The sequence below is a fragment of the Streptomyces sp. NBC_01264 genome (genome assembly GCF_026340675.1).
GTDB lineage: Bacteria > Actinomycetota > Actinomycetes > Streptomycetales > Streptomycetaceae > Streptomyces.
The window spans coordinates 1243264-1266075 of sequence record NZ_JAPEOX010000002.1 but is presented as its reverse complement, the minus strand read 5'-3'; the positions used below and the strand labels follow the sequence as shown (position 1 = coordinate 1266075).

The window sequence follows — 22812 nt, the reverse complement described above, 5'->3', positions numbered from 1 at the left end:
GGAACCTCAGGCGGAGCCGTCCTCGCGGACCACGACGACCGTGCTGGCCGCGTACTGCACCACCTGCTGGCTCACCGAGCCCAGCAGGGCGCCCTTGATGCCGCCGTAGCCGCGGGTGCCGACCACCGTCAGCGCCGCCTCCTTCGAGGCCTCCACCAGCACCCGCGCGGGCGAGCCCTGCTCCACCCGGCGGAAGACCGGAACGCCGGGCGAGGTGCCGACCGCCTCCGCCACGGTGTCGGCGAGCTTCTGCCGGGCCGCGTCCTCGGCGTGGACCAGCTCGGTCTGTTCGGCCGCGCTGACACCGAAGGGGTTGGTGTTCCACTCCCAGCTCATCACGGCGTGCACGCGGCCGCCGATGGCCTTCGCCTGGCCCACGCCCCAGCGCAGGGCCTGCTTCGAGTGGTTCGAACCGTCCACGCCGACGACGATCAGAGGCTCGGTGTTCTGGCTCACGATGGTTCCTCACGTTTCGTCCGGATGATCGTTCTGATCCCTGTATACACGCCGCACCCGGTCCGACCTCGAACGACGATCGTTGCGCGGACCCGAGACTTTGGAGAACAGCGGCGGCCGCACCCGCTTGCGAGAGTCGGGAGGACCGGCGGGCAGAGGCACGCGGGGGCACGCAGAGGAACGAGGAGTTCGACGTGGCGCGACGCAATGGATGTCTGATCGGCTGTGCGGTGGCCGGGGTGCTGGGGATCGGGCTGCTCGTGGCGCTGCTCTTCGGGGTGGGCAAGGTCATGGACGTGGCCGACAAGACCCTCGTCGACCGGAAGGTGTACGACGCCGTGAGCGTCGGCGACTCCGAGGCCGAGGTCCGCGGCGAACTGCCGTCCGGCGAAAGCTTCGTCACCTCGGCCCTCAAGGAGGGCGGCCCGGCCGTGCCCGCTGGCAGCCGGTGCTCCTGGTACCTGTCCGACTCCGGGAACGGCGATACGGTCCTGCGCTTCTGCTACAAGGACGGCAAGCTCGCCGAGAAGGCCGACTACCGTGTGAAGTAGGGCCTTCGGTCCCTGCCCGCCGGGCCCGCCCCGCCGGAGGGTGGAGGCATGCAGACCAACTCGGCCGCCACCGCCCCGGCCCGCCCCGTCCTCGCCGCCGTGGACGGCTCGGAACACAGCCTGAGGACCCTGGACTGGGCCCTCGACACCGCCCGCTCGCGCGGGGCGGCGCTCCACGTGGCACACGTACGGCCCGAAGCCCCGCGGTTCCACGCCCACGGCGAGGCCCTCGTACCGCAGCCCGGCGGGGACGCCGATCCGGTCCTGGACGCGGTACGGGCGCGCCTGGCCGGGCGGGACGACCTGCCGCCGGTCACCTGCGTCTCCCGCGACGGAACCCCCTCCGCCACCCTGATCGAACTCACGGCGGGGGCGCAGCTCCTGGTCATGGGCTCGCGCGGCCTCGGCGGCTTCGCCAGCCTGCTGCTCGGCTCCAACAGCCGGGTCTGCGCGGCCCAGTCGCCCTGCCCGGTCGTGGTCGTCCCGCACACCGCGCGGCTCGTCACGGAGGAGGCCGCGGGGCGGGTCCCCGGCGCGGACCCCGGTCGGGACCCCGGCGGGGCCCCGGCCGGCGAGCGAAGGATCGTGCTGGGCCTGGCACCCGACGAGACCGCCGAGGGCGTCATCGAGTTCGCCTTCGCGGAGGCCCGCCGCCGAGGCGCGGTGCTCCAGGTCGTCTCCACGCACCTGGTCCCGCTGTCCTCGCTCACCCTCGTCGGCTCCCTGGTCGCCGAGCGCGGCGGCGGCTACCCGCCGGGCACGGCCGGCGGCGAGGCCACCGAAACGGCCCGGGAACTCGCCGAGAACCAGCGCACGCGCCTCCAGCCGTACCTGACGAGGAGCTACCCCGACGTCACGGTCGAAGCGGTGGTCGCCCCCGGCGACCCGACCGGCCGCCTGGTCACCGCCTCCCAGCGGGCCGACCTCATCGTCGTGGGCCGCCACCGCCGCCGCCTGCGGGCGAACTCCCTGCTGATGGGCTCGGTCTCCAACGCGGTACTGCTGCACGCCCTGTGCCCGGTGGCGGTGGTTCCCGTACGCGGCTAGGCCGTAGGCCGTCCCGGGTCGGTCAGGCCGGCCGACCCGGGACGGTGGGCCTCAGGCCGCGATCGGCTGCGGTGCGGCGGCGAGGCCCTGCTTGACCTGCCGGGTGAGCTCGTCGGCGACGATCTCCGCCAGGCCGGCCTCGATGCCGTCCAGGGTCTGGGCGGCGACGTCGGCGGCGGAGACCTTCCGGTCGGCGGGGACGGCGGCGGCCATGTCGGTGTCCATGTAGCCCACGTGCAGGGCCGAGACGGCGATGCCCCGGGATGCCAGCTCCTCGCGGGTCGCGCCGGTCAGGGCCCAGGCGGCGGCCTTGGTGGCGGCGTAGGAGCCGAGGTGGGCGGGGTGTGCCCAGGACAGCACCGACAGGACGTTGAGCACGGCTCCGCCGCCGTTGCCCTCGATGACGGGGGCGAAGGCGCGGGTCGCGGTCAGCGGGCCGAAGAAGTTGGTCTCCATCTCCCGGCGCACCTCGTCCGGATCGCCTCCGATCAGCGTCGCGCCGGTGGAGATGCCCGCGTTGTTGATCAGCAGGGTCGCGTCGGACGCGATGCGGGCTGCTTCCCGCACGGACTCCGGGTCCGTGACGTCCAGGCGCAGCGGGGTGACGCCGGGGAGGTCGACCGACTCCGGGCGGCGGGCCGCCGCGTAGACCTTCGCGCCGCGCTCCACGAGCTGGGCGGCCAGGTGCCGCCCGAGGCCCCGGTTGGCGCCGGTGACGACCGCGACCGCGTTCTTCAGTTCCATGCCTGCTCCTCGCCCTGGCGGGTGCCGTCCGGCGGCCCGCGGTAATTAGATTATGGATGCAATCTAACCACTGCCCTAGGATAGATGCCAGTCGACATCCAAACGGGAGGTGGCCATGGGCCGCGTGTCGCAGGCACAGGCGGAGGAAAATCGCAGGCGGGTGGTGGACACCGCCTCCCGGCTCCTCAGGGAGCGGGGGACACAGGTCAGCGTCGCCGACCTGATGAAGGAGGCCGGCCTGACCCACGGCGCCTTCTACAAGCAGTTCGCCTCGAAGGAGGCGCTCGTGGCCGAGGCGACCGCCCAGGCCTTCGCCGAACTCGCCCTGCGGCACACCGCTGGGCTGGAGCAGCACGACGGGCAGCGGGGCGCCGCCCAGCAGGCCCTGATCGACGCCTATCTCTCGGTCGGGCACCGCGACGCCCCGGCGGACGGCTGCCCGGTCGCCGCGCTCGCCACCGACATGGCGCGGGAGGACGGGTGGCCGGAGGCCCGGCGCGTCTACACCGAGGGAGCGGCCCGGTTCGCCGATTTCCTCGCCACCGACGATCAGGACGGGACCGTCCGGCTCTGCACCCTGCTGGGCGCGCTGCTCCTGTCCCGGGCCACCAAGGGCTCGCCGCTCTCGGAGGAAATCCTCGCCTCGGCGCACGCGGCCCTGACGCCGGCCGACTGATGCGGAGTGCTACGCGGGCACGGGGAAGAGCATGCAGCTGCTCGTGGCGTGGGCGAGCAGGCGGTCCTGCGCGTCGACCAGCTGGGCCTCGGCGAGGGCGATGCGGCGGCCGGCGTTCAGTACCGTCCCGGATGGCCCGCACCCGGCCCGTGTCCACGGTGATCGGGCGCAGGAACTTCACGGTCAGGTCGAGCGAGGTGTACGCCATCCCCTGCGGGAGGGTGGATTGCACGGCGCAGCCCGCCGCCGAGTCGAGCAGGGTGGCGAACACGCCTCCGTGCACGCTGCCGATCGGGTTGTAGTGCTCTTCGCCCGGCATCAGGGAGAAGACCGCCCGGCCGTGCTCCACCTCGTCCAGCTCGAAGTCGAGGGTCCGGCCGATCGGCGGCCGCGAGACCCGCCCCGCCTGCACCTCGCGCAGGAAGTCCAGGCCCGCCATGCCGCGGGCGGCCCGTGCCGGGATCTCGGGGTCGTCCCAGCTGTACGTACGCGTTCGCCCCACGGTCCGGTGCCTTCCTGTCCATCCTGTCCAGGATCTGGCTTCTTCGGCTGAAGCTAGCCATGCGTGCGGCTGACTGTCAATGACGAAGCCAGCGGAGCCGTGGGCCTTACGATGACGGGATGGAGTGGCTTGAGGTCAGTACGGAGAACTGCCCCGTCCAGCGCGCGCTCGACGTGGTCGGGGAGAAGTGGACGCTGCTGATACTGCGCGACGCCGTCAACGGGGTGCGCCGCTTCGACGGCTTCCACCGTCACATCGGCCTCTCGGAGGCCGTCCTCAGTGACCGCCTGCGGAAGCTGACCGCGGCCGGAGTGCTGACGACCGTCAGCTACCGGGAACCGGGACGGCGCTCCCGCAACGAGTACCGCCTGACCCGTAAGGGCTGGGACCTGTGGCCCGTCCTGATGGCGCTCGGCCAGTGGGGCGAGACGTACGCCCTCGGCCCCGATGTCCCCCGCCCCGTCCTGGACGTGACCCACACCGACTGTGGCGCCCCGGTCCGCGTCACCGTCCAGTGCACCGCGGAGCACATCGCCCTGACCCCGCAGGACGTCACCGTCCGCCCGGGGCCGGGCGCGCGCGGCTCCTCCTGAACGGCCCGCTGTGGAAGTCCAGGTGTTCGGGGTGGATGCCCAGGGCGACGGCGTTGCCGCCCGCCGCCGCGCGGGCCGCCCGGCCGATCTTGACGGTGGAGCCGCCGAAGCGGATGCCGTCCTCGTGCAGCGGCAGGCTCAGCAGGTTCATGGCGGGGGAGCCGATGAACCCGGCCACGACGGTGGTGGTGCCCAGGCGGCGCTGGAGGTTCGCGATCTCGGCGCGGGTCTGGACGCGGAGCTTGGCGTCCAGGTTGGACAGCGGCTCGTCCATCAGGAAGGCCTGCGGTTCGCGGACGATCGCCCGGCCCATGGCCACGCGCCGGCGCTGACCGCCGGAGAGGGCCTTGGGCTCTTGTCCACCTTGGCGATCTTCAGGGCGAAGCCCATGTTCTGAACGACCGTCATATGGGGGGAGAGCGCGTAGTTCTGGAACACCATCGAGATGTCCCGGTCCTTGGGCGGCAGGTGCGTGACGTCGCGGCCGCCGATGGAGATGGAGCCGGACGTGACCTCCTCGAGGCCGGCGAGCATCCGCAGGGCGGTGGACTTGCCGCAGCCCGAGGGGCCGACGAGGACGAGGAACTCGCCGTCGGCGATGTCGAGGTCCAGTGATGCGCAGCGGGTGGCGACAGCGGTATGCGGGCGAATGTGCCACGCTGGATAAACCGCATTAGTGCCAGTATTCGTTAACCGGCGATAAGAAGTCAACCTTGATCGTACGCAGAAGTTCGTTATCGAATCTATATCACGCCAGCGGGGATGAGGGCTAAAGCGCATCAGTGCAGGTCAGAGTCATACTAGGGGAGTGACTTTCGGACTGTTCCGCTCTTCTCTGTGGTCATTCGGGACGTACGGGTACCTGTCGCACGGGATTTTGGTCATATTGACGGAATCTTGATTTCGGGTGAGTTTGGGCCCAGTGATCCGGCGACGATGCCGGAACTCCCCCTGAAGGCGGCGACGATGCCCCGTAAGAACGTGACCCGTATAGCTCACCACGCTCGTGGCCGGCACTTTCTTCGCGACCTCCGCGTGCGGAATGAGCGGCGGCGCCGGCGACGTGAAGGAGGGGGAGAAGACCGGCAGGGTGACCGGTCAGATCACGTTCCGCACGCTCCAGCTGAAGCCCATGTTCACGTCGTACGTCCAGGGGGTCATCGACGCGTTCGAGAAGAAGTACCCCGACGCGAAGGTCACATGGGAGGACGTGCCGGGCGACGGCTACAACGAGAAGATCGTCGCCGACGCCCAGGCGGGAGCCCTCCCCGACGTGGTCAACCTCTCCACCGACTCCTTCCAGCTCCTCGGCGACCGCGGCATGCTGGCCGACCTCGCGAAGCTGGACCCCGAGGTGGCCAAGGACTACGTCCCCGGCGTCTGGGAGCAGTTCAAGCTGCCCGGCAAGGGGGACAGCGTGTTCGCGTACCCCTGGTACGTGACCCCGGAGATCCTGACGTACAACAAGGAGCTCTTCGAGAAGGCCGGTCTCGACCCCGCCGAGCCGCCGACCACGGTCGAGCGGTTCTTCGACTACGCCGAGCGGATCGCCGCCAAGTCGGAGGGCAAGTACTCCGCCTTCATGGCCGACCCCAAGGGCCGACTGCCCGGGGACTGGCAGAAGATGGGCGTCCCGATCCTGAACGAGAAGCAGGACCGGTTCACCTTCGACACCGACAAGGCCGTCGCGTGGGTCGAGCGGATGAAGGACCTGTACGCCAAGGGCGCCATGCCCAAGGAGTCCCTGCTCAAGCAGGACGACATCAACCAGCTCTACGGCGGCGGCAAGATCGTCTTCGGGCCTGGCTCCCCGGGCTTCGTCAAGGACATCAAGCAGAACGCCCCGCAGATCTACGCGAACACGCAGGTCGCGAACGCCGTCACCGGGCAGCTCGGCCACATCGGCATCTACGCCCAGTCGCTCGGCATCAAGAAGGACACCGAGCACATGGACGCGGCGACCGAGTTCGCCAAGTGGCTCACCAACGGCCCCAACCAGGTGGCGTTCTCGAAGCGCGCGACCATCTACCCCTCCAACGCCACCGGACTCGCCGACCCCTTCTTCTCCGACAAGGGCGACGGCAAAGACGCGGAGACGCTGGCCCGCGCGGTCGGCGCCGAACAGCTGAAGACCGCGGGACTCGACGCCAACACCCCCGTCCAGTGGACCAACCAGGTCGGCGACGTGGTCGTGCGCGAGATGCAGAAGGCCATCAAGGGCGAGCAGGACGCCAAGACGGCGGTGAAGAAGGCACAGGAGGAGGCGAACAAGCTGCTCGCGAAGACGGCCCAGCGGTGACGGCGGCAGCGGACGAAGGGGAGGCGGACGCCATGAGCCCATCCTCAGGACCGGAACTTCGGGAGAAGGCCGGCCCGTTGCGGGACGCGCCCGACCCCGCCCCCACCCTCGACGAGGTACGGGCCCGGCCGCGGACCGGAGGCCCGGTGACAGCAGGCGCCGGAGCCGAGGCCCCGCGGAGCAGGGCCGCGGTCCAGCGGGCGAAGCGGGCCAGGAAGGCCATGGAGGCCGAGACCGGGCTGCGCCACCGCAAGTGGTGGACCCCGTACCTCTTCCTCGCCCCGGGCCTGATCATGGTGACGATGTTCAGCCTCTGGCTGTTCGTCAACACCGTGATCCTCTCCTTCACCGACGCGCAGATCCTGCGCGGCGGCGGGTTCGTCGGCTTCGACAACTACACCCGCGCCTTCGCCGACCCCGACTTCTGGGTCGCCACCGGCAACAGCGTGCTGTACCTCGTGGTCGTCGTCCCGTGTCTGGTCTTCCTGCCGCTGGCGCTCGCCGTCCTCGTGCAGACGAAGGTCCCCGGCATCGGCTTCTCCGTTCGGCGTTCTACACCCCGGTGATCGCTTCCGCCGTGGTCGTCGGCCTCATCTGGCAGTGGGTGCTGCGCAGCGACGGCCTGGTCAACACGCTGTTCCAGAAGCTGAGCATCATCTCCGAGCCCATCCCGTTCCTGACCGACAGCACCATGCTGCTGGTCTCCGCGATGATCGTGACCGTGTGGAAGGGCCTCGGCTACTACATGGTCTTCTACCTCGCCGCCCTCGGAAACGTCTCCACCTCGCTCTACGAGGCCGCCGCGCTCGACGGCGCGGGCCCGGTCCGCCGCTTCTTCAGCATCACCGTCCCCCAGGTGAAGCCGATGATGCTGCTGGTCGGCACCCTCTCCGCGATCTCCGCGCTCCGCGTCTTCACCGAGATCTACATCCTCGGCGGCGAGAGCGGCGGCCCCGGCGGCGGCGCCCGTACGCTGCCCTTCCTCATCCGGCAGGTCGGCCTCCGCTTCTCCGGCGAGACCGGCTACGCGGCCGCCATCTCCATCCTGTTGTTCCTCCTGACGCTGGTCTTCAGCCTGCTGGGCCGCCGTCTCTCGAAGGGAGACGAAAGTTGACCACCCTCGCTTCCCTCGGATCCCGGGACAACAAGGCGGGCAAGCGCGTCGGAGCCGACGCGCGGCGGTACTGGATCGGCCTCGCCGGCCGGTACGCCACGCTCCTCCTGATGCTCGTGATCATGCTCGGGCCGATCGTCTGGCAGTTCCTGACCTCGATCCGCGGCCGCACCGAGAACGTGTACGACGGGGTGCTGCCCTCGCAGCCCACCCTCGACAACTACTTCCGGGTCGCCGAGTCGTTCCCGCTGTTCCAGTACGTCGGCAACACCCTGACGGTGGCGCTCCTCGCCATCACCTCGAACATGCTCTTCGCGGCCATGGGGGGGCTACGCCCTCTCCCGCGCCGCCTGGAAGGGCCGCAAGATCGTCTTCACCGTGCTGGTGGCGACGCTGATGTTCCCCTTCGAGTCCGTGATGATCTCGATGTTCCTCACGGTCCGCGAGATGGGCCTGGTCGACACCCTCATCGGCGTCTGGCTGCCCGGCGCGGTCTCCGTCCTCAACATCATGATCATGCGATCGGCATTCCTCTCCGTCCCCAAGGAGGTCGAGGAGGCCGTGGTCCTGGACGGCGCGAACGAGTGGACCCGCTTCACCCGGGTCTTCCTCCCCGCCGCCAAGGGAGCCCTGGCCGTCGTCTGCATCACCAGCTTCATGGGCGCCTGGGACGACTTCCTCTGGCCCCTGCTGGTGCTGACCAACAGCGACAACTACACCCTCCAGCTCGGCCTGAAGACCCTGGCCGGCGCCACCACCGTCAGCGACCAGCGGATCATCGCCGCCGGTGCGATGGCCGCGCTGATCCCGATGATGCTGCTCTTCTTCGCCCTCCAGCGCTTCTTCCTCTTCAAGGGCGTGGGCGAGGGAGCCGTCAAGACCTGACCGGGCCACCGCACCACCCGCCCCCGACCGACCGCGGGATCGCAGTCCACCCCCACCCTGGAGCAGCCGTCATGCACGACGACCGCAGCATCACCGAACACCGCCTCCGCCGTGTCCTCAAGGAGCGCGTCAAGCCCGCCGTCCACTCCCGCGCGGTCCCGCTGACCGTGGAGCGCTGGGAGGCACCCGGCGAGCCCGTCCCCGTGGCCGAGGGCCTGGCGGCCTCCTACGAACCCTGCGCCATCGGCGACATGTGGGGCCACGGCCTGGGGCACCACCTGGTTCAAGGTCACCGGAACCGTCCCCGCCGACTGGGCCGGCCGCACGGTCGAAGCCGTACTCGACCTCGGCTTCGACCGGATGATGCCCGGCTTCCAGTGCGAGAGCCTGGTCCACCGCGCCGACGGCGGCGAGGTCAAGGCGCTCAACCCGTACAACGACTGGGTGCGCGTCGCCGACCGCGCGGAGGGCGGCGAGCGCGTCGAGTGGTACGTCGAAGGAGCCTCCAACCCGATCCTCGTCGACCACTCGGTCACCTACGACGGCGACCGGCTGACCAGCGGAGACCAGCCCCTCTACCGGCTCGCCCGGATGGACCTCGCCGTCTTCGAGACCGAGGTCTGGGAACTCGTACAGGACCTCGAAGTCCTCTACGACCTGATGACGCAGCTCGACGAGCGCGATGCCCGGCGCTACGAGATCCTGCGCGCCCTCGACTCCGCCCTCGACGCGGTGGACCTCTGCGACGTCCCCGGCACCGCGGCCGGTGCCCGCGCGCTGCTCACCGAGGTCCTGGCCGCCCCCGCCAACGCCTCCGCGCACCGGATCAGCGCCATCGGTCACGCCCACATCGACTCCGCGTGGCTGTGGCCGCTGCGCGAGACCGTCCGCAAGGTCTCGCGGACCACGTCCAACATGCTGGGCCTGATGGAGGAGCACCCCGAGTTCGTCTTCGCCATGTCCCAGGCGCAGCAGCTCGACTGGATCAAGACCTACCGCCCCGAGCTCTTCGAGCGGGTCAAGAAGAAGATCGCCGACGGGCAGTTCGTTCCGGTCGGCGGCATGTGGGTCGAGTCCGACACCAACATGGTCGGCGGCGAGGCCATGGCCCGCCAGTTCCTGTACGGCAAGAAGTTCTTTTTGGACGAGTTCGGCATCGACACGAACAACGTCTGGCTGCCCGACTCCTTCGGCTACACCGCCGCCATGCCGCAGATCGTCAAGCTCTCCGGCTCCAAGTGGTTCCTCACGCAGAAGATCTCCTGGTCCCAGGTCAACAAGTTCCCCCACCACACCTTCTGGTGGGAGGGCATCGACGGCACCCGCGTCTTCACGCACTTCCCGCCCGTCGACACCTACAACTCCGGCCTCGGCGGCGCCCAACTGGCGCACGCCGCACGCAACTACCAGGAGAAGGACCGTGGTTCGCGCTCGCTGGCCCCCTTCGGCTGGGGTGACGGCGGTGGCGGCCCGACCCGCGAGCAGCTGGGCCGCGCCAAGCGGCAGCGGGACCTCGAAGGGTCTCCGCGGGTGGAGATCGAGCGCCCCGACGCGTTCTTCGAGAAGGCGCACGCCGAGTACGAGGACGCGCCGGTCTGGGCCGACGAGCTCTACCTGGAGCTGCACCGCGGCACCTATACCTCCCAGGCCAAGACCAAGCAGGGCAACCGGCACAGCGAATCACTGCTGCGCGAGGCCGAGTTGTGGGCGTCCAGGGCCGCGGTGAAGGTCCCCGGGTACGCGTACCCGTACGAGGACCTGGAGCGGATCTGGAAGACCGTGCTGCTCCACCAGTTCCACGACATCCTCCCCGGATCCTCCATCGCCTGGGTGCACCGCGAGGCCCGCGAGACGTACGCCAAGGTGCGCGAGGAGCTGACCGCGATCACCGTGGCCGCGCAGACGGGCCTCGCCGGAGCGGGCGAGGAGGAGCTTGTCTTCAACTGCGCTCCGCACGCCCGGCGCGGAGTCCCGGCCGGCGGGGCGGGCCTGCCGGCTCCGGCCGAGCAGCCCGTCACGGTGGAGGAGCGGCACGGCGGGGGCCACGTCCTGGCCAACGGGCGGCTCCTCGTGGAGATCGACGGCCGCGGGCTGATCGTGTCCGCGTACGACCTGGAGGCCGGCCGGGAATCGGTCGCTCCCGGGGCCGCCGCGAACCTGCTCCAGATCCACCCCGACTTCCCGAACATGTGGGACGCGTGGGACATCGACGAGTTCTACCGCAACAAGGTCACCGACCTGGTGGGCCTGGACGCGCTGGAGGTCACGCAGGCCGGGCCCGACTCGGTCGCCGTACGGGTGAGCCGCTCGTTCGGCCTGTCCCGCGTCGTCCAGACGGTGACCCTGCGGGCCGGGGCCAAGACGGTGGACATCGTCACGGACGTGGACTGGCACGAGACGGAGAAGTTCCTCAAGGCGGCCTTCCCGCTGGACATCAAGGCCGAACGATCCGCCTCCGAAACGCAGTTCGGGCACGTCTACCGGGCCACCCACACCAACACCTCTTGGGAGGCCGCCAAGTTCGAGATCTGCGCGCACCGCTGGATCCACGCGGAGGAGCCGGGCTGGGGGGTCGCCGTCCTCAACGACTCCACGTACGGCCACGACGTGACCCGCGACGTGCGCCCCGACGGCGGCCAGACCACCACCGTCCGCCTCTCCCTCCTGAGGGCCCCGCGCTACCCGGACCCGGAGACCGACCGGGGCGCGCACACCCTGCGCTTCTCGCTTGCCCCCGGCGCGGCCGTCGGCGACGCGGTCCGCGAGGGCCACGCGCTGAACCTGCCGGAGCGCGTGCTGCGCGGCGCGGGTCCGGTCGCCCCGCTCGTCGCGGTCGACACGGACGCGGTGGTGGTCGAGTCGGTGAAACTCGCCGAGGACCGCAGCGGCGACGTGGTCGTCCGCCTCTACGAATCCCGGGGCGGCCGGGCGCGGGCCACCCTGACGGCGGGGTTCCCGCTGACCGCGGCGGTCGAGAGCGACCTGCTGGAACGCCCCCTGGAGGGCTCCGCCGTCTCCGCCCTCGCCGCGGACGGGACGGTCGCCCTGACCCTGCGCCCGTTCCAGATCGTCACGCTTCGCCTCCACCGGGCCTGAGCCCGCGGACCGGCCCCGGCCCGGATCACCCGGGCCGGGGCCCCAGCGCCTCCCGCCAGGCGTCCAGCGCGCGGTAGTGGTTCGCGTGCCCGGCCGTCAGTACGGTGCGCAGCGCGGCCGGGTGTTCGGTGGCGGACGGAAGGGGCAGGGTGTCGAGGAGGGCGAGCGCGGCGGTCGGTTCGAGCTGCCCGAACAGGTCGTGGTAGCTGGCCAGCAGGGCCCGGAACACGGCCTGATGCAGCTCGGGCACGGCCGCGGCGGCCCGGTAGGCGAGCTCCTTGGCGGCCCACGGCACGGGCCCGGAACACTCCAGGACCCGCCGGGTCCGCCGCAGGAACCCTGCCGGGGCCCCGGTGAAGATCCGTCCGGCGTTCCGGCCGAGCACCCCGGCGAAGGCTGCTTCGGCGGTCTGCCCGTGCTCGAACCAGTCGAGCCAGAGCGAGGCGAGGACGGCCTCCGGCTCCGGCCCGGCCTCCAGGCGCCGCCGGTAGCCTTCCCACAGCACCTCGACCGGCAGTGGCCCGGCGGGTCCGAGGTGCGCCCTGTGGATCGGGCGGTGCACCAGGACGTGGCTGCCGACCAGGTCCATCAGGCCGAGCGCCACCCGGATCCGGTCGGCCGGGTCGATCCGTTCGTCGTCGAAGACCAGGAATCCGTACGTGTCCGCGATGTCGTCCGTGCTCGTGGCTTCGGGCGGATCATCCGGGGCGTCGTCGTCCGTGCACCACCATGCGCCGCCCGCGTCCTGGGTCACCCCCTCCTCGGCGAGCCAGGCCCTGGCCAGGGCCGTTTCCGGGTGCGCTTCCCTCCCCGGGGTCACCGGGCGAGGAACGCCGCCACGGCCGCCGTGAACTCCGCCGGCGCCGCCGCGTGGATCAGATGGCCGTACGGGAGGGTGAGCAGGCGGGCGTCCGGGATACGGCGGACCACCTCGTCGAAGGAGGCGGGCGCCAGGTGGCTGGTGGGGCCGCCGTACACGACCAGGGTCGGGGCCGTGATCCGCGCCAGGTCCGCGAGCCAGGCCGGGTCGGGACGGTCGAGCTGGGGCCGGACCGCGAGCACCATCGCCCAGTCGAAGGCGAGCTCGCCCTCGGGGCGTTCAGGGATCACGGGCTCGCGGGGGAGCGGCGCCGGGGCGTCCTCCAGGACGAGGCGGCCGATCCGGTGCGGCTGCGCGGCTGCCGCCAGGTACGCGACGACGCCCCCCAGCGAATGCCCCACCAGGTCCACCCGCTCCAGTCCGAGGGCGTCCAGGAAGGCCAGTACGTCGTCCCGCATGAGCGGCAGCGAGTACGCGCAGGGCCATGCGCTGGCTCCGTGGCCGCGCAGGTTCAGCGCGAACACCCGCCGCTCCCGGGCGAGTTCGTCCCGTACGGCCGCCCAGTCGGCGGCGGTCCTGCCCAGCGCGGGGAGCAGCAGCACCGGCGGTCCGTCCGGCGGGCCGGTGACCTCGTAGGCGAGGCGTACGCCTCCGTTCACGGTCAGGGCGTGGTGTTCGGTCTTCCGCGTCGTCATGCGGTGCACGCTACCGGCGCCGGCTCAGGCCTTGAAGGCGCCGAGGGTGCTGCCCTTGAGCCACTCGTCCCAGCTCAGGTTCCAGTCGCCGTAGCCGTTGCCGAAGCGGTCCATGGGCTTGCCGGTCGTGCCCGTCACCTCGATGACGTCGCCGACGGAGGACCGCTCGTACAGCCATTTCGCGTCGGCCACCGACATGCCGATGCAGCCGTGGCTGACGTTGGCCCTGCCGAAGGACTCCGCGTTGTCGGGGGCGGCGTGGACGTACTCGCCGCTGACCGTTTCGCGCATGCTCCACTCGTAGCGGCCGTAGAAACCGTCCGGGCTGGTGCGCGGGATGCCGATCGTCCGGGAGTCCATCAGCACCGTGCCGTCCTTGCTGAGGATCGTCTTGACGCCCTCGCGGGTCTTGAACCGGTCCTCGCCGCCGCTGACCGGGATGGTACGCAGGGGCGTGCCGTCCTTGACCAGCGTGAGCGTGTGCGCGGCGAGGTCGACCTTGCTGACCATCGCGGGGCCCACGGTGAAGGCCAGTTGGCGGTCCCCGGCCGCCGCGGTGCGCGCGTCCAGTCTCACCCCCGCGAGGCGGGCGTCCAAGGTCACCTTCGTGCCCGCCGGCCAGTACTCGCGCGGCCGGAAGTGGAGGTACGTGTCCCCCTTGGCCTCCGCCCAGTGCCAGGCGCCGACGACCCCGGTGGAGGTCTTGATCCGCACCCGGCCCTCGATGCCGGCCCGCAGTGCCGGGTCCACCTTCTGGCCCTTGAAGACCAGCGAGACGGGCTGGCCGATGCCGACCGTCGCGCCGTGGGCGGGGGCGATCGCCGGGCGCACCTGGCGGGCCGGGTTCCGCAGGAGCGCGGCCTCGGGTGCGGGGGAGCGGGTCGGGTCGGGGGTGGCGGTCGGCGCGGGCCCGGGCGCGCCCGGCGGCCGGGAGGCGGAGGTGTCCACGCCGTCGACGGCGTCGTCGACGGCGTCGACCGCATCCACGGAGTCCACGGTGTCCACGGACCCCGCCGCGACCTTGCGGCTCAGCCGATCGGTGTCGGATTCCGCGATGCCGCAGCCGGCGAGCAGCACCGCCGCCGCGGCGGCGGCCAGGGCGGCACGGAGGGTGGGGGCGGGGACGGAGGTAGGGGCGGGGGGTGCGGGCATCCCCCCATCCATGGCGATCACCCCGGCCGTGAACTGCGCCACAGGTCCCGCCGGCGAGGGTCCTTGGACCCGGGAATCCCCGCATCTCCGGGCCGCGGGATTCCACACCCGGTTGTGCACCTAGTTGCATAATAAGCGCCCGCTCAGCTAGAACAGGTTCATCACCCCCGCGCGAGGAGGCGCCCCTCATGAGTCCCCAGAGCCGGTACCCGCACCTGCTGAGCCCCCTGGACCTCGGTTTCACCACCCTGCCGAACCGCGTGATCATGGGCTCCATGCACACCGGCCTCGAAGAGCACGAGCGGGGCTTCGAGCGTCTCGCCGCCTTCTACGCCGAGCGCGCCCGCGGCGGCGCGGGTCTGATCGTCACCGGTGGCATAGCCCCGAACGACGCGGGCCGCCCCTTCGAGGGAGGCGCCCGCCTCACCACCGAGGAGGAGGCCGCCGAGCACCGGGTGATCACCGACGCGGTGCACGCCGAGGGCGGGAAGATCGCGATGCAGATCCTCCACTTCGGCCGCTACGCCTACCACAAGGACCTGGTCGCCCCCAGCGCCCTCCAGGCCCCCATCAGCCCCTTCGTCCCGAACGCGCTCACCGACGCCGAAGTCGAGCGCACCATCGAGGACTTCGTCCGCGCCGCCCGCCTCGCCAAGCTGGCCGGCTACGACGGCGTCGAGATCATGGGCTCCGAGGGCTACCTGGTCAACGAGTTCATCGCCGCCGCCACCAACAAGCGCACCGACCGCTGGGGCGGCGCCTACGAGAACCGCGTGCGCTTCCCGCTGGAGATCGTCCGGCGCACCCGCGAGGCCGTCGGCGAGGAGTTCATCCTCGTCTACCGCCTCTCGATGCTCGACCTCGTCCCCGGCGGCTCCACCCTCGACGAGGTCGTCCACCTCGCCAAGGAGGTCGAGGCGGCCGGCGCCACCATCATCAACACCGGCATCGGCTGGCACGAGGCCCGCATCCCCACCATCGCCACCTCCGTCCCGCGCGGTGCCTACACCTGGGTCACCAAGCGGCTGATGGGCGCGGTCTCCGTCCCCCTCGTCACCAGCAACCGCATCAACACCCCGGAAATCGCGGAGGAGTTGCTCGCGGACGGCCGCGCCGACCTGGTCTCGCTCGCCCGCCCCTTCCTCGCCGACGCCGATTTCGTCGCCAAGGCCGCAGCCGGGCGCTCCGAGACCATCAACACCTGCATCGGCTGCAACCAGGCCTGCCTGGACCACACCTTCAGCGGCAAGCTGACCACCTGCCTGGTCAACCCGCGCGCCTGCAACGAGACGGAACTCATCCTGTCTCCCACCCAGTTGAAGAAGCGCGTCGCCGTCGTCGGAGCCGGACCGGCCGGCCTGGCCTGCGCCGTCTCCGCGGCGGGCCGCGGTCACGCCGTCACGCTCTACGAGGCCTCCGGCCACATCGGCGGCCAGCTCGACATCGCCCGCCGGATCCCCGGCAAGGAGGAGTTCGAGGAGACCATCCGCTACTACGGCACCCAGCTCGCCGAGCACGCGGTCGAGGTCAAACTGAACACCCGCGCCGACGTCGAGACCCTGCGCGGCTACGACGAGGTCGTCGTCGCCACCGGCGTCACCCCCCGCATCCCCGACATCGAGGGCGTCGACGGCGCGAACGTCGTCAGCTACCTGGACGTCCTGCAGGGCCGCGCCCCCGTCGGGCAGCGCGTCGCCGTCCTCGGCGCCGGCGGAATCGGCTTCGACGTCGCCGAGTTCCTCACCGACAGCGGCGAAGGCGCCTCCCAGGACCCGGAGGTCTACTTCCGCCACTGGGGCGTGGACACCGCCTACACCGGCCCCGGCGGCCTCACGGCCCCCGAGCGGCCCGCCGCGCCGCGCCAGGTGCACCTGCTGCAGCGCAAGGCCACCAAGGTCGGCGCCGGGCTCGGCACCACCACCGGGTGGATCCACCGGGCGGAGCTCAAGCACCGCGGTGTCGTCTCCGTCGCGGGGGCCGCGTACGACCGGATCGACGGCGAGGGCCTGCACATCACGGTGGACGGCGAGCAGCGCCTCGTACCCGCCGACACGGTGGTCCTGTGCACCGGCCAGGAACCGCGCCGCGACCTGTACGAGGCCCTGCGCGCGGCCGGCATCGAGGCGCACCTGATCGGCGGCGCCGACGTGGCCGCCGAACTGGACGCCAAGCGGGCCATCCGCCAGGGCACGGAACTGGCCGCCGCCCTCTGAGGACCGGTCGGTGCAAAGGGAGTTGTGGCGGCCCGGGCCGGGCCGCCACAATCACCCGGTGACGACGCTGACACCGGCAGACGCGGACAAGATCCTCCACGACAACTTCGCCCCCTGGGTGCTCGCCCTCGGACTCACCGTCCAGGAGACGGGCGAGCGGCACGCCGTACTGCGGCTGCCCTGGTCGGACACCCTCGCCCGGGACGGCGGGGGCCTCAGCGGGCAGGCCCTGATGGCCGCCGCGGACACCGCCACCGTGATCGCGATCTCCGCCGCGCGCGGGGCGTACGGTCCGATGACCACCGTCCAGCAGTCCACCAGCTTCCAGCGGCCGGTGGTCGGCGCCGATGTGCTGATCGACGTACGGATCACCAAACTCGGCAAGCGGATGGCCTTCGCCGACATCACCATGACGCCGGAGGGCGCTGAGGAACCGGCCGCGAAGGCCTCCACCGTCTACGCCTTGCTGGGATGACGGGCCAACGCACCGGACTGATCCACAACCGCTCCTTCACCCTCTTCTGGCTCGGCCAGGCCCTGTCGGTGCTGGGCGGCTCGGTATCGATGCTCGCCCTGCCGCTGGTCGTCCTCGACGCCACCGGATCCCTGGTCGAGCTCGGCCTGATCACCGCCCTCTCCGGGGTCTTCGCCATCGCCACGGGAACCTTCGCGGGCCATGTGGTGGACCGGGTCGACCGCCGCCGCCTGATGATCGGCTGCGATCTCGCGCGGGCGGTGCTGCTGGGATCCGTACCGCTGGCGTGGTCCTTCGGCGGCCCGCGGATCTGGTGGCTGTACGTGCTGACCGCGCTGGTCACCGTACTGAAGACGCTCTTCGACGTGGCCTACGTGAGCGCCGTGCCCTCCCTGGTCGAACCGGCCGACCTGGTCGCCGCCAACGGCCGGCTGATGGGCACCTTCGCCCTCGGCACCCTCCTCGGCCCGGTCGTGGCCGGTCTGCTCGTCGCGGGGGTCGACGGGTCCTGGGCGCTCGCCCTGGACGGGGCCACCTTCCTCGTCTCGGGGATCAGCCTGCGGTGGGTCCGCTTCGGCGTGCGGGGGAACGCGGCCACGCCCCGGCCGCCGCGGAAGAGCACCTCCCTGCGCGAGGTCTTCGTGGTCGGCTTCCGCTTCCTGTGGGCGCACGCGCTGCTGCGCCCGCTGACGGTCCTGCTCACCCTCCTCACCTTCGTCACCATCGGCGCCACCGACCTGCTGATCTTCCGCCTCAGCAAAGAGCTCGACCGCCCCCCGGCGACCATCGGCTACGTGATGGCCGTGAGCGGCATCGGCATCGTCTGCGCCTCCTTCGCCGCCGGGCCGCTGCGCCGGACCCTCGGCTTCGGCCCGTGCTGGCTCGGCTCGACCGCACTGATCGGCCTGTCCGTGGCGGGCATGGGGGTCAGCCGCAGCGTGGCCCTGATCGCGGTGATGGCAGTCCTGTTCATGTTCGGGCTGACCCTGGGCGGCATCTGCTCCATGACCCTGCGCCAGGAAGTCACCCCGGACCACCTGCTCGGGCGGGTCACCTCCGCGTTCTGGACGGTCCACAACGCCTCGGGCCCGGTGGGGGCCGCGGCGCTCACCGCCCTGTCGGCCCGGCACGGGGTCCCGTCGACCAGCCTGGCCGCGGGCACCTTCTGCCTCCTGATCGCGGGCACGGGCCTCCTGACACCCCTGCGCTCCGCCCGCCCGGGCCCGCCGCCCAAACCGGTGGCCGGCGCGGGCGGGCCGCTGCCGGACCGCCCGGCCACCGGTTCCCGGCGCGGCGATCGGCCGGGGGCGGCGGACTGATCCCGGGGCAGGGCCGGGAGCTCTGCGCGCACTCCGGACCCGGGCGTGGACTCAGCGCCGCACCCCGGACCCCGGCGTGGACTCAGCGCCGCTCCTCGCCCGCGACGAGGAGCTCGCCCACCTCCTCCGCGAGCGCGGCGCGGGCGGGCACGGGCAGAGCGGCATCGGTGACGAACCAGTCGGCCTGCCGGAGCGACGCGAACCCGCTGAGCCCCACCACCCCCCACTTGCTGTGGTCCGCCACGACGGCGACCCGGCGCGCCGAGGCGACCAGGGCGCGGTTGGTCTGGGCCTCCATGAGGTTGGGGGTGGTCAGGCCGGCGCCCTGCGCCACCCCGTGCGCGCCGAGGAAGAGCAGGTCCACGTGGAGGGAGCCGATCGCCTGATCGGCGAGCGGTCCGACCAGGGCGGCCGAGGGCGTGGGCGAGCCGCCGGTGAGCAGCAGGGTGGGGGCGCCGGCGCCGCGGTCCCGGCCCTCGGCCCACACCAGTTCCGCCACCGGGAGGGAGTTGGTGACGATGGTGAGCCGCGGGACCCCGAGGATCCGGGCGGCGACGGCGTGCGTGGTGGTGCCGCCCGAGACGGCGACCACGCTGCCCGGTTCCACGAGGGTCGCGGCGGTGTCCGCGATGGCGGCCTTGGCGTCGCCCTCCAGATCCGACTTGGCCTCGAATCCGGGCTCGTGCGCGCTCGCCCCGGCCGGGGCGACGGCTCCGCCGTGGACCTTCTCCACGAGGCCCTGCCGGGCGAGGGCGTCCAGGTCCCGGCGGACGGTCATGTCCGAGACGCCGAGCTGCCCGACCAGGTCCGCCACGCGTACCGCGCCCTCGCGCCGCACCGCGTCCAGGATCAGAGCGCGTCGCTGGTGGGCCAGTTGGGCAGCCTGCTCGGCCACGGGTCGCTCCCGGGAATCGGTGAAACCGGTCAGAAGGCAGCAAGGTAACACGGCAATGTTGTTGAAGTATGGGGGAAACCCCGACGTGGGCTGGTGGAAAATGTTCGAGAGTGTTTATTCTCGGTGAGTGAAGAAGACCCTCGCGAAACTCGCGGACGGCCGCGAACTGATCTACTTCGACAGCGGCGAAGGTGCCGTGCGCGACGCGCCCGACCTGCGCCCACTGGATCCCGTGGACAGCAGGCCGGAACTGCGGCGGGACGAGGCCACCGGTGACTGGATCACCATCGCCTCCCACCGCCAGAACCGGATCTACCACCCGCCCGCCGGCGAATGCCCGCTCTGCCCCTCCCGGGACGGCCGGCTCAGCGAGATCCCCGCCGCCGACTACGAGGTCGCCGTCTTCGAGAACCGCTTCCCCTCCCTCGCGGGCGAGGCCGGACGCTGCGAAGTCGTCTGCTTCACCCCCGAGCACGAAGCCGGCTTCGCCGACCTCACCCCGGCCGCCGCCCGGCTGGTCCTGGACGCCTGGACCGACCGCACCGCGGAACTCTCCGCGCTCCCCGGCGTCGAGCAGGTGTACTGCTTCGAGAACCGGGGAGCCGAGATCGGTGTGACCCTCGCCCACCCGCACGGCCAGATCTACGCCTTCCCGTTCGTCACGCCGCGCACCGCCAAGATGACGGCCGCCGCGCGGGCACACCGCGCCGCCACCGGCCGCAACCTCTTCGAGGACCTCCTCTCCGGGGCCCGCGCCGCCACCGAGAGGGTCGTTGCGGCCGGCGAGCACTGGACCGCCTTCGTGCCCTACGCCGCCCGCTGGCCGTACGAGGTCCACCTCTACCCCCACCGCCGGGTCCCCGACCTCACCTGCCTCACCGAAGCCGAGCGGGCCGAGTTCCCCGGCATCTACCTCGACCTGCTCCGCCGCTTCGACCGGCTGTTCCCCGTACCGGAGGCGGAAGTGGCCGCCCCCACCCCGTATATCTCCGCATGGCACCAGGCGCCCCGCACCGACGGTGGTGAACTGGCCCTGCACCTGGAGGTGTTCACCATCCGGAGGACTCCCGACAAGCTCAAGTTCCTCGCCGGGACCGAATCCGGGACGGAGGCCTTCATCAACGACGTGGCCCCCGAGACGGCCGCGCGGCGACTGCGGGAGGCCTTGGCATGAACCGGACCGAACAGGCCGCCGCCTTCGCGAAGCTCTTCGGCGGTTCCCCCGACGGGGTCTGGGCGGCGCCCGGCCGGGTCAACCTGATCGGTGAACACACCGACTACAACGACGGGTTCGCCCTCCCCATCGCGCTCCCGCAGACCACCCTGCTCGCCGCCCGTGCCCGTACGGACGGCCGGCTGCTGCTGCACAGCGCGCAGGGCGACGGCCGGATCACCGAACTGGCCGTGGCGGACCTGGTACCCGGAGCCGTGCGGGGCTGGGCCGCGTACCCGGCCGGAGTGGTCTGGGCCCTCACCGAGGCGGGCCACCCGGTCGGCGGCGCGGACCTCCACTTCGACAGCACGGTGCCCACGGGCGCGGGCCTGTCCTCCTCCGCCGCGCTGGAGTGCGCGGTCGCGGTCGCCTACGACGAGCTGTACGCACTGCGGTTGCCCGGGCCCGAACTGGCCCGGATCGCCCAGCGGGCGGAGACCGCCTTCGCCGGCGTCCCCTGCGGGATCATGGACCAGATGGCCTCCGTGTGCTGCACCACCGGGGCCGCCCTCCACCTCGACGCCCGCACCCCGGAGCTCCACCGGCAGGTGCCCCTCGACCTCCCGGGGCAGGGGCTCGGACTGCTCGTGATCGACACCCGGGTCTCCCACGACCTGGGCGACGGGGCGTACGCGGCCCTGCGCGCGGGCTGTGAACGGGCGGCCGGGCTGCTCGGCCTGCGCGCCCTGCGGGACCTGCCCGCCCGGGACCTCGCGGCTGCCCTGGACGAACTCCCTGCGGAACTGGTTCCGTTGGTCCGTCACGTGGTGACCGAGAACGGCCGGGTCGACGCGGCCGTCGCCCGGCTCCGGGAGGGCGACGCGGCCGCCCTCGGACCGATCCTGACGGCCGGTCACGCGTCGCTCCGCGACGACTACCGGGTCTCCTGCGCGGAGACCGACCTCGCGGTGACCGCCGCGCTGGGCGCCGGCGCCCTCGGGGCCCGGATGACGGGAGGCGGCTTCGGCGGCTCCGTCATCGCGCTGGTGGAGGCGGGGCGCGAGAGCGCGGTGGGCGACCGCGTCACGGCGGCCTTCGGGGCCGCCGGCCACCGCTTCCCGCGGCTCCTCACCGTCACCCCGGCGGCGGGTGCCCGACGGCTGTAACCGGAGTGGGAACCGGGGCCGGAGTCGGGCCCCGGACGATGTCCGTGCCCGGAGCCCCGGCCCCGGCGGCCCGCCCGCTCAGGCGGTGAAGGGTATGCCGTCCAGCGTCCAGTGGCCGTCCAGGCCGATGCCCAGGGCCGCGTAGACATGGGCGGCGACGTCCGCGTGCCGGACCACCGCCGGGGTCGCGCCGGCGGTCAGCCCGGGTCCGCACGCGGCCACCCAGGCGGTGCGCTCCAGCTCGCTGCGGCCGCCGTGGCCCCCCTCGTCACGGTGCCCGTGGTCGGTCACCACGATGACCGTCCACTGTTCGCCGGGGTGGCCCGGGCGGTCGCGCACGGCCTTGATCAGGCGGCCCAGCCGCTGGTCCGCCGTCTCGATCGAGCGGCGGTACTCCTCGCCGCAGCCGAGGAAGTGGGCGGTCTCGTCGACGGCGCCGAGGTAGACGAAGGAGGCGTGGAGCTCCTCCCCGGAGCCCAGGACGTGCGCCGCTTCGGCGGTCACGGCCTCGTCGGCCTCCTCCCAGGCCTCCGGCGTGTCCGCGCGGGGGGCGATGTAGCTCAGCCGGCTGGGGGCGGTGAACAGCGGACCGCCCTGCTGGGCGAGGAACAGGGGGGCCCAGCCGCCGGTCGCGAAGGTCCGCCGCCCGCATTCGAGTGCCAGGCGGGTGGTGAAGTCGGGGAAGACGTCGAGCCGGTTGCCGTCGAGGCGGTTGCCCCACACCCCGTGCTTGGCGACGCCGACCCCGGTGGCGATGGTGGACCAGCACGGCCCGGACATCGTGGGGGTGGCCTCGTCGATCTCGACGGGAGCGAGGAAACCCGCGTCGGTGATCTCGTCCAGGTGGGGGGTGTCCAGCTGCGGCAGCAGGTCGAGCCGAACGCCGTCGATGCCGACGACCAGAACGTGTTGAGTGTGCATAGTCCGGTCCAGGGTGTCTGTGAGTGGGTGCGGTTCTCCG

At 71.9% G+C, this 22812-nt stretch carries 18 protein-coding genes and 4 pseudogenes; 13 read left to right on the top strand and 9 right to left on the bottom strand.

Annotation, left to right across the window (positions count from 1 at the left end):
• Nucleotides 1-6: 6 nt before the first annotated feature.
• The gene (locus tag OG435_RS38700) at nucleotides 7-456 is read right to left on the bottom strand and encodes a universal stress protein (RefSeq protein WP_266884438.1); all 450 of its coding nucleotides are present in this window, start codon (nucleotides 454-456) and stop codon (nucleotides 7-9) included.
• A gap of 194 nt (nucleotides 457-650) precedes the next feature.
• On the opposite strand from OG435_RS38700, the gene OG435_RS38695 reads away from it, so the two are divergent.
• Together OG435_RS38695 and OG435_RS38690 are read left to right on the top strand one after the other, a co-directional pair.
• On the top strand, nucleotides 651-1007 hold the full coding sequence (locus OG435_RS38695) for a hypothetical protein (protein WP_266884436.1): 357 nt from the start codon (nucleotides 651-653) through the stop codon (nucleotides 1005-1007).
• Nucleotides 1008-1055: 48 nt separating this feature from the next.
• Nucleotides 1056-2054 carry a universal stress protein gene (locus OG435_RS38690; RefSeq protein WP_266884434.1) on the top strand — a complete coding sequence of 333 codons (999 nt, stop codon included), beginning with the start codon at nucleotides 1056-1058 and terminating at the stop codon, nucleotides 2052-2054.
• Nucleotides 2055-2105: 51 nt separating this feature from the next.
• On the opposite strand, the gene OG435_RS38685 is transcribed toward OG435_RS38690, so the two are convergent.
• Entirely contained in the window at nucleotides 2106-2798 is a 693-nt protein-coding gene (locus tag OG435_RS38685) for an SDR family oxidoreductase (RefSeq protein ID WP_266884432.1), read from the bottom strand.
• A 115-nt stretch (nucleotides 2799-2913) separates the two neighbouring features.
• On the opposite strand from OG435_RS38685, the gene OG435_RS38680 reads away from it, so the two are divergent.
• Nucleotides 2914-3474, top strand: a complete 561-nt coding sequence (locus tag OG435_RS38680; RefSeq protein ID WP_266884430.1) for a TetR/AcrR family transcriptional regulator — start codon at nucleotides 2914-2916, stop codon at nucleotides 3472-3474.
• A 9-nt stretch (nucleotides 3475-3483) separates the two neighbouring features.
• Here the strand turns inward: OG435_RS38680 and OG435_RS38675 are convergent.
• Nucleotides 3484-3976 (bottom strand): annotated as a pseudogene (locus tag OG435_RS38675) (PaaI family thioesterase).
• A 119-nt stretch (nucleotides 3977-4095) separates the two neighbouring features.
• Here OG435_RS38675 and OG435_RS38670 point away from each other — a divergent pair.
• On the top strand, nucleotides 4096-4569 hold the full coding sequence (locus OG435_RS38670) for a winged helix-turn-helix transcriptional regulator (protein ID WP_266884428.1): 474 nt from the start codon (nucleotides 4096-4098) through the stop codon (nucleotides 4567-4569).
• Between the two features lie 16 nt (nucleotides 4570-4585).
• Here the strand turns inward: OG435_RS38670 and OG435_RS38665 are convergent.
• A pseudogene (locus tag OG435_RS38665) lies at nucleotides 4586-5181 on the bottom strand (ABC transporter ATP-binding protein); the annotation flags it as partial.
• 394 nt (nucleotides 5182-5575) lie between these two features.
• Here OG435_RS38665 and OG435_RS38660 point away from each other — a divergent pair.
• From OG435_RS38660 to OG435_RS38645, 4 genes and pseudogenes are all read left to right on the top strand, one after another.
• The gene (locus OG435_RS38660) at nucleotides 5576-6868 is read left to right on the top strand and encodes an ABC transporter substrate-binding protein (protein ID WP_266884426.1); all 1293 of its coding nucleotides are present in this window, start codon (nucleotides 5576-5578) and stop codon (nucleotides 6866-6868) included.
• 221 nt (nucleotides 6869-7089) lie between these two features.
• Nucleotides 7090-7982 (top strand): annotated as a pseudogene (locus OG435_RS38655) (carbohydrate ABC transporter permease).
• 378 nt (nucleotides 7983-8360) lie between these two features.
• A complete protein-coding gene (locus tag OG435_RS38650; RefSeq protein WP_266884424.1) occupies nucleotides 8361-8867 on the top strand; it encodes a carbohydrate ABC transporter permease in 507 nt (168 codons plus the stop codon).
• A gap of 71 nt (nucleotides 8868-8938) precedes the next feature.
• Nucleotides 8939-11963, top strand: a pseudogene (locus OG435_RS38645) (alpha-mannosidase).
• Nucleotides 11964-11988: 25 nt separating this feature from the next.
• Here OG435_RS38645 and OG435_RS38640 read toward each other — a convergent pair.
• The 3 genes from OG435_RS38640 to OG435_RS38630 are packed head-to-tail and all read right to left on the bottom strand — an operon-like array spanning nucleotide 11989 to nucleotide 14630.
• Complete coding sequence (locus tag OG435_RS38640; protein ID WP_266884422.1) at nucleotides 11989-12783, bottom strand: hypothetical protein; 795 nt, start codon at nucleotides 12781-12783, stop codon at nucleotides 11989-11991.
• On the bottom strand, nucleotides 12780-13478 hold the full coding sequence (locus tag OG435_RS38635) for an alpha/beta fold hydrolase (RefSeq protein WP_266884420.1): 699 nt from the start codon (nucleotides 13476-13478) through the stop codon (nucleotides 12780-12782). The genes OG435_RS38640 and OG435_RS38635 overlap by 4 nt, the downstream gene beginning before the upstream one ends.
• Nucleotides 13479-13502: 24 nt before the next feature.
• Nucleotides 13503-14630 carry a L,D-transpeptidase gene (locus OG435_RS38630; protein ID WP_266884418.1) on the bottom strand — a complete coding sequence of 376 codons (1128 nt, stop codon included), beginning with the start codon at nucleotides 14628-14630 and terminating at the stop codon, nucleotides 13503-13505.
• A 188-nt stretch (nucleotides 14631-14818) separates the two neighbouring features.
• Between OG435_RS38630 and OG435_RS38625 the strand changes: the two genes are divergently transcribed.
• From OG435_RS38625 to OG435_RS38615, 3 genes are read left to right on the top strand one after another with little or no spacing between them, the layout of a single operon-like run.
• Entirely contained in the window at nucleotides 14819-16843 is a 2025-nt protein-coding gene (locus tag OG435_RS38625) for an NADPH-dependent 2,4-dienoyl-CoA reductase (RefSeq protein WP_266884416.1), read from the top strand.
• A 58-nt stretch (nucleotides 16844-16901) separates the two neighbouring features.
• A complete protein-coding gene (locus tag OG435_RS38620; RefSeq protein ID WP_266884414.1) occupies nucleotides 16902-17318 on the top strand; it encodes a PaaI family thioesterase in 417 nt (138 codons plus the stop codon).
• Entirely contained in the window at nucleotides 17315-18637 is a 1323-nt protein-coding gene (locus tag OG435_RS38615; protein ID WP_266884412.1) for an MFS transporter, read from the top strand. The genes OG435_RS38620 and OG435_RS38615 overlap by 4 nt, the downstream gene beginning before the upstream one ends.
• Nucleotides 18638-18719: 82 nt before the next feature.
• Here OG435_RS38615 and OG435_RS38610 read toward each other — a convergent pair whose 3' ends face one another.
• Nucleotides 18720-19532 (bottom strand): DeoR/GlpR family DNA-binding transcription regulator, encoded by an 813-nt coding sequence (locus OG435_RS38610; protein ID WP_266884410.1) that lies wholly within the window; start codon nucleotides 19530-19532, stop codon nucleotides 18720-18722.
• A gap of 127 nt (nucleotides 19533-19659) precedes the next feature.
• On the opposite strand from OG435_RS38610, the gene galT reads away from it, so the two are divergent.
• Complete coding sequence (galT, locus tag OG435_RS38605) at nucleotides 19660-20706, top strand: galactose-1-phosphate uridylyltransferase (protein WP_266884408.1); 1047 nt, start codon at nucleotides 19660-19662, stop codon at nucleotides 20704-20706.
• Nucleotides 20703-21851 carry a galactokinase gene (galK, locus tag OG435_RS38600; protein ID WP_266884406.1) on the top strand — a complete coding sequence of 383 codons (1149 nt, stop codon included), beginning with the start codon at nucleotides 20703-20705 and terminating at the stop codon, nucleotides 21849-21851. The genes galT and galK overlap by 4 nt, the downstream gene beginning before the upstream one ends.
• 78 nt (nucleotides 21852-21929) lie before the next feature.
• Here the strand turns inward: galK and OG435_RS38595 are convergent, their stop codons facing one another.
• A complete protein-coding gene (locus OG435_RS38595) occupies nucleotides 21930-22772 on the bottom strand; it encodes an alkaline phosphatase family protein (RefSeq protein ID WP_323187991.1) in 843 nt (280 codons plus the stop codon).
• Nucleotides 22773-22812: the final 40 nt, after the last annotated feature.